4 protein-coding genes are annotated in these 7,351 nt (G+C 72.3%); all 4 read left to right on the top strand.

Translation table 11 applies throughout. The features are described 5' to 3' along the window. The coding region (locus CIB93_RS38355) for a hypothetical protein (RefSeq protein ID WP_179500371.1) at positions 1-187 on the top strand (187 nt) is incomplete at its 5' end. 65 nt (positions 188-252) lie between these two features. Continuing rightward, positions 253-603 carry a hypothetical protein gene (locus CIB93_RS36365; protein WP_096633056.1) on the top strand — a complete coding sequence of 117 codons (351 nt, stop codon included), beginning with the start codon at positions 253-255 and terminating at the stop codon, positions 601-603. 57 nt (positions 604-660) lie between these two features. Further along, positions 661-3,081, top strand: coding sequence for a hypothetical protein (locus CIB93_RS36360; RefSeq protein ID WP_096633055.1), 2,421 nt, complete (start codon positions 661-663; stop codon positions 3,079-3,081). A 3-nt stretch (positions 3,082-3,084) separates the two neighbouring features. After that, positions 3,085-7,104 carry a type VII secretion protein EccCa gene (eccCa, locus tag CIB93_RS36355; RefSeq protein WP_096633054.1) on the top strand — a complete coding sequence of 1,340 codons (4,020 nt, stop codon included), beginning with the start codon at positions 3,085-3,087 and terminating at the stop codon, positions 7,102-7,104. Positions 7,105-7,351: the final 247 nt, after the last annotated feature.

Genomic DNA, 7,351 nt, shown 5'->3' with positions numbered 1-7,351 from the left:
CGACGCGGGCACCCGCCACCGGCTCACCGGTACGCCCGCCGCCCCGCCGCCCGCCGCCGCGGCGGCCCGGGGCACGCTGGGCCGCCCGGACCGCACCGGCCGTCCCGGCGCACCCACCGATCTGACCGAGGACCCCGAGGTCTGGCGGCGGCGCGGGCGGGCCACCGGCGGTGTGCTCGGCGAGTGAGCTGACAGCACCCCCCAGGGGGGTGTCTCGACCCGTGACGGACGACGCCCGACAGGAGTAGACCGGTGAGCGACGAAGGCGATCTGGAGTACCTGCCCGAAGAGTTCCGGACCAGCGCCCGGCACAACCGCGAGGCCGCCGACGGCGCGGACAGCCTGTCCCGCCGCCTGGCCAACACCACGGCCACGTCCGGCGAGTTCGGCGGTACCCGCGCCGCCTCCTACACGGCGGGCCTCAACCAAGGCACCACCGACCGCACCCGGCGCACCCGCCGGGCCCAGGAGGACCGCGACGTCATCGGCCACGGCGGCGCGACGACGGCGGACCTCGGCGAGGACACCGACATCCGGGCCCGTACGGCGCTGCAGACTCCCGCTGACGCGGCTGTGGTGCGGGCGGTCGCGGACGGCATGTAGCCGACCCCGGCCCCCACGCCTCCTCTTCCCACTCTCCTCCCACGCTCAGGAAAAGCCGTGTCTGGATTCACCATCACCCGCGCCATGCTCGTCGAGGCGGCGGGCTGCGACCCCTACGAGCTGCGGACGGATTTCAAGAAGGACACGGACCCCGAGGCGGTCGACGCCCTGGCGTCGATCTTCAAGAACGGCGCCGAGGAGGCCGCCGAGACCGGCTCGGTGTCCCAGTACGCCTCCGACCTGGAGCAACGGGCGGGCACCCGGGGCTCCAACGCCATCTACGAGGACGGCGCAGCCCACCTGGAGCAGACCTACGACGACCTCGGCGAGGCCGGGCTGCGCGTTGTCTCCACCACTCTTGGCGAGATCAAGGAGGAGATGGAGGCCACCCGCACGTACGTGGACGACTCCATCGTCGGGGAGATGGGTCTTGAGTACTGGCGGGAGTGGTACGCGGGGCAGGCGAACGAGGAGATCGAGTCCCTTGAGGACGACCTGAACAGCCTCGGCCCCGAAACCCGTTACTCGTGGTCCGGGCACGGCGAGAGCCACACCAGCGAGGTGGAGGACTTCCCCCGCGCCAATGTCCGCTCCATCATCGAGAACGCCTACACCGATCGGGCCGGGAAGTACGGCGCCGACGTGTACGACCGGATGACGGACGAACTCGACGACTACTACGGCTTCCTGAGCAACCGCGAGGACCGGTTGGCCGAGGACGGCTATGACACCGGCAGCACACCGCTGGACCTGTGGTACTCGGAGGGCAGGGCGGAGTACGAGGGGGAGCAGCTCGCGCTGGAGCTGGAGAGGGAGAACCCCGATCCGGCCGCCGTGGCCCGCTACACCCAGGGTCTGGAGGACGCCATGGGCGGCGTCCTGGACGAGAACGGCGAGATGGCCGTCGACCCCGAGCAGCTCACGGAGGAGCAGCTCGCCTACCTGACCGGCTTCTACGACTCCCTGGGTTCGGAGGGCCTGGCGGCGCTCGGCGAGCTGGAGTCCGATCCGAACCGCGACGGCCCCGCCGCGGCCGAGGCCATCCAGACGGCTCAGCGCGCCGCCGCCAACGGCATCAACGTCATGACCAACCCCGAGGTCGGCGGCCTCGACACCCACCAGCCGTCGCACTTCGACCGGCTTCCCGAGCCGATCGCCGCCATGGTCCGGGATCCGGACGACATCGTGAACAAGCCGTTCGAGGAACAGATCGAGCACTACCGGCTCTTCGACGGCTTCGGCGACCTGATGGGGAACGCCACGGCACGGGCGGGCACCGGCTTCAGCCAGGACCTGGCGTACGCCGCCCTGTGGGCCGAGAACGGGGTCGACCTGGTCAGCAGCCAGGCCGGGGCCGGGGACCTGGAGATGTCGGGTGCGAGCGCGGCCCTGCGCTCGGTGGCCCTGAACGATGTGGCCTCCGCAACCCTCATCAACGATGACTACTTCCGAGAGTGGATGCTGAGCGCCAGCTGGGAGGACCCCGGCGCGGCGGGCGACCTCATCCGCTCCGCGACCCTGCCCGCCGAGGGCGATGACCCCAGGGGCGACCAGCGGCGTGCCGCCTTCAACCTGCTCGAATCCATTGCCCGGGGACAGGACACCCTGTCGTCGCTGTCGGACCTGGAGGGCAATCCCTACGGGGCGGCCACCGCGGACATGCAGGCCGCAGTCAAGGACGTGTCGCTCGGCTACCTCGACTACCTCACAGAGGTGTCGGGCCGCCAGAACGGCGACAGCTCCCTGACCTACAGCTACTTCGACGAGGAGGGGAACCAGTTCCGGCTCAGCGCCGACCACCGGCACGAACTCTTCATGTACCTCGGCAAGTCGGAACAGAGTGTGCTCAACCAGTGGGAGACGGGCCTGGAGACCTACTACACCGTACGGGCGGCGGACGCCTTCGGCGAGGGATCTAGCGAGTCCGACCGTCAACGGATCCTCGGCAACCTCGGCGCCCTGGACGGTGCGGTCGCCGGTGCGTACGACCAGATCGTCGTGGACGTCCAGGACGACGAGGACAAGGCGGCCGAGCAGCGCGCGAAGCAGCGGCTCGCGGCGGCGACGGCGATCACCGGCGTGGGTGCCGCCGTGGCCACCGGGGGTGTCGCGACCACCAGTTGGGGTCTCGCCGCCGCAGGGGTGGGCGCCGCCGGATCGCTGGCCCAGAACAACCCCGAGGCCCCCGCGCTCGCGGCCGACCTGAACTACGACAGCGCCGTCGTCGGCGACTGGTCGCTGCGCAGGACGGTGGCCGAAGCGGCCATCGGAGCCGGGTACGGCTCCGAGGAACTGGCCGACTACTACAACGGCCGGTCCATCGACGAGGCCGACGGTGAAGGGAACCCGGCCATGGTGGACATCAACCACTCGGATCTCCAGGACGTCCTCGACACCGTCGAGGCGACCTACACCGATTCCGCCGGGAAACTCGGCGAGGCGTACTCGTCCAACCGCCGGGCCTCCGGGACGTCCTGACCCATGACCACCACGCCCGGCCCCACCGCCGCCTTCCGCCGCCCCGCCCGCGCCCAGCAGCCCAGCCTGCCGTCCGGCGACGTCGTCCTCAAGGCGCCGCCGCAACTCCCGCAGCCCGACCAGAACAACAACGTCTGGCTCACCGCCCTGCCCGCACTGTCCGGGCTCGGGTCCGTCCTCTACATGCTGACCATGGGGCGCGGGCCGATCGGGTACATCGTCGGCACGATGTTCCTCGTCTCCTCCGTGGCCATGGTCGTCGGCTCGCTCATGCGGCAGCGCGGCCAGACCAAGGGACAGGCGCAGAACCAGCGGCGGGACTACCTCCGCTATCTGGAGCGGACCCGGTCCGAGGTGCGGCGCACCGCGCTGGCCCAGCGCACGGCTCTGCTGTGGGGCGCTCCCGCCCCCGGCACGCTGTGGGGGATCGTGGCAGGGCGACGGCTGTGGGAGAGGCGCGCGGGGGACGAGGACTTCGGGGTCGTCCGGATCGGTACCGGCGCCCGCTATCTGGCCACCCCGCTCGTGCCCGGTGAGTCCGCCCCGGTCGAGGACCTGGACCCGGTCGCGGCCGTCGCGCTCAAGCGGTTCGTCAACACGCACTCCGTCGTACCGGAGCTGCCGGTGCAACTGGCGCTGCGCCGCTTCGCCTGCCTGTCCCTGGAGGGCGAGGCCGAGGAGGCCCGGGCCCTGGCGCGGGCCGTCGTCGCGCAGGCCGTCACCTTCCACGCCCCGCGCGACCTGCGGGTGCTGGTGTGCACCGCGGAGCCGGAGGGCGCTGACTGGAGCTGGGTCAAGTGGCTGCCGCACGCCCAGCACCCGGAGGACGTGGACCACGCCGGGCCGGTGCGGCTCGTGCACACCTCGCTGGCCGGTCTTGAGGACCTGCTGGGCGCCGAACTCGCCCGACGCACCCGCTTCCATCGCGACGCCGAACCCGATCCGGACCTGCCGCACCTGCTCGTCGTGCTCGACGGTGGACTGGCCCTGGGGGCGGAGGCCCTGATCGACGCGGACGGCCTGCACGGCACCACCGTCCTGGACCTCTCAGGGCGGGCCGCGCCGCTCGGGGACGCCCATGGACTGGCCCTGACGGCCGCGGACGGCGTCCTGCGGGTGCGCAGCGGTGAGGCGTACGACGAACTCGGCGCGGCGGACGCGCTCTCCGTCGCCGAGGCCGAGGCGCTGGCCCAGCAGCTCGCCGCGTTCCGGCTGGACGCCAAGACCGTACAGACCGAGGACCTGGACACCGCGGACACCACCCTGCCCGGCCTCATCGGCGTACGGGACGCGGGCCGGCTCGACCTGGCCGAGCTGTGGCGGCCGCGGCCCCTGCGGGACCGGCTGCGGGTTCCCATCGGCCTGGCCGCCGACGGGGGCGTCCTCGACCTGGACATCAAGGAGTCGGCGCAGAACGGCATGGGGCCGCACGGGCTCCTCGTCGGCGCCACCGGTTCCGGCAAGTCCGAGCTGCTGCGCACCCTCGTCCTCGCCATGGCGGCCACCCACTCGCCCGATCAGCTCAACCTCGTCCTGGTCGACTTCAAGGGCGGCGCTACCTTCGCCGGGATGGCCGAGCTGCCGCATGTGGCCGCCGTCATCACCAACCTGGAGGACGACCTCACCCTCGTCGACCGCATGCAGGAGGTCATGGCGGGGGAGATGAACCGGCGCCAGGAGGTTCTGCGGGACGCCGGAAACCTGGTCTCCGTGCGCGACTACGAACGGGCCCGTCAGCGGGGAGCCGATCTTCCGCCCCTGCCCAGCCTGTTCATCGTCGTCGACGAGTTCTCCGAACTCCTCGCCCAGAAACCGGATTTCGCCGAACTGTTCGTGCAGATCGGCCGGCTCGGCCGGTCGCTCGGACTCCATCTCCTGCTCGCCTCACAGCGGTTGGACGAGGGGCGGCTGCGCGGCCTGGAGGCGCATCTGTCGTACCGGATCGGTCTGCGTACCTTCTCCGAGCAGGAGAGCCGCGCCGCGATCGGCGTCACCGACGCCCACCACCTGCCGAGCGCCCCGGGCCACGGCTATCTGCGGACCGACATGACGAGCCTCAAGCGCTTCCGGGCCGCCTACGTCTCCGGCGCCTACCGCACGGCGGGCGAGGGCAGCCCGCTCGTCCTGGGCGGCCCGGTGGATGTCCGGCCCTTCCCCGCCGGACATCTGCCCGTGCCGGCGGAGCTGCGGGAGCCCGCCGCCCCCGAACCGGTCCTGGCGGAGGACGAGTTCGGGCAGGAGGAGGATCTGTCGACGACCGTGCTCGCGGTGATGACCGAGCAGATGGTGGGCCGCGGCCCCCAGGCCCACCAGGTGTGGCAGCCGCCGCTGGACGAGCCCGACAGTCTGGACGCCCTCTGCCCGGACCTGGCCGTCCGCGAGGGCCGGGGACTGGGCACGGCACCCGGCAGGCCGGTCATGGAGGCCGTCATCGGCACCGTCGACAAGCCCTACCACCAGCGCCGCGAACCGTACGCGCTGGACCTGTCGGGCGCGGGCGGGCACGTCGCCGTCGTCGGCGGACCGCGCAGCGGCAAGTCCACGGTCGTGCGCAGCCTCATCGCCTCGCTCGCCCTGCGCCACACCCCCGTCGAGGCGCAGTTCTTCTGCCTCGACTTCTCCGGCACCCTCTTCGCCCTCGGCGGCCTGCCGCACATCGGCGGAGTGGCGAGCCGACTGGACCCCGAGGCGGTCAACCGAACGGTCGCGGAGGTGCTGGAGGTCCTCGAACAGCGCGAACTGCGCTTCCGGGAACTGGGCGTGGACGCCATGGCCGACTACCGCAGACTGCGCGCCGAGGGCCGGGCCGACGACGCGTTCGGTGACGTCTTCCTCGTCATCGACGGCTGGCAGGTGCTCCGGCAGCACTTCCCCGACCTGGAGACGACGCTGATGGGCGTCGCCGGACGGATGCTGACCTTCGGCATCCACCTCGTGGTGACCGGCAACCGCTGGATGGACCTGCGCCTCGGCATGCGGGACCTCATCGGCACCAAGATCGAGCTGAAGCTGGGCGACGCGCTGGACTCGGAGGTCGACCGCAAGCTCCAGCGCGCCGTCCCCGCCGACCGCCCGGGCCGCGGGCTGACCACCGACAAGCTGCACTTCCTGGCGGCCGTCCCCCGGCTGGACGGCCGCCACGGAGACGGGGAACTGGCCGAAGGCGTGGCCGACCTGGTGCGCCGCGTCGCCCAGGCGTGGAGCGGCCCGCCCGCACCCCGGGTGCGTATGCTGCCCGACTCCTACCCCTACACCGGGCGCCCGGCCGCAACGGGTTCGTCGGCCGCGGGGGTGGTCATCGGCGTCGAGGGCACGCGGCTGGAGCCCGTCGTCTTCCGGCCCGGTGAGGACAACGGCCTCATCGCGATCGGCGACAGCGAGACCGGGAAGACCGGGCTGCTGCGCTCGGTGGCCCGGCAGGTCGTCGACACCTGGACCCCGGAGCAGGCCAAACTCGTCGTGTTCGACTACCGGATGACGATGCTGAGTGAGTTCGACGGGCCGAGCCTGCTCGGGTACTCCACGACGCACGAGATGTCCGTGGACATCGTCACCGGGCTCGTCGAGGGCTTCCGGAAGCGGCTGCCCGGTCCCGGGGTGACGCCCGGGGAACTGCGCTCCCGCTCCTGGTGGACGGGCCCGGAGATCTATCTGATCGTCGACGACTACGACCTCGTGGCCACCTCCGCGGGCAACCCCCTGCGCCCCCTGGTGGACTTCCTGCCCCAGGCCCGCGCCGTCGGGCTGCACCTGTACGCCGCACGGCAGGCGGGCGGGGGCGCCCGGGGCAGCGGCGACCCCGTGATCAGCCGCGCCCGTGAACTCAACGTGCCCGGAGTGCTGATGAGCATCCCCAAGGACGAACCGGCCATCTGGGGCCACCGGTCGGCCAAACGCAAGAAGGGCCGGGGCCTGTTGCTGCACCGCAGGCTCGGCACCACCCCCGTCCAGCTCACCCGGCTGGACACCCCGAACCTCACCGCCCCGCTCCCGTCCTCCCCCGAAGGGGACACACAACGATGAACACAGCAACCAACCCCGGCGCCGGCGGCCCCCAGCACACCGCTGCCCCGCGAAGCCCGTCACCGTCACCGGCAGTGGCACCGACGCCCGTCCCCGGCCCGCCCGGCACCGGGCCCGCACGCTCGGGGCCCGTACATCCGGGACCTGCGGCTTCCGGGCCCGCGTCTGTCGCGCCCGCGCAGCCGGGTACCGCGCCCGCGCACGCCGTCGGCGGGGCCGAGGGCGGGGCGCCCGAGCGGGGCGCGGG

It is taken from the genome of Streptomyces sp. WZ.A104, from assembly GCF_002382885.1.
GTDB lineage: Bacteria > Actinomycetota > Actinomycetes > Streptomycetales > Streptomycetaceae > Streptomyces.
This window is presented reverse-complemented; position numbering and strand designations above follow the sequence as displayed.

Coding starts and splice junctions, on each gene's coding strand:
- eccCa (WP_096633054.1), top strand. CDS start 3,085: ATGACCACCACGCCCGGCCCCACCGCCGCCTTCCGCCGCCCCGCCCGC.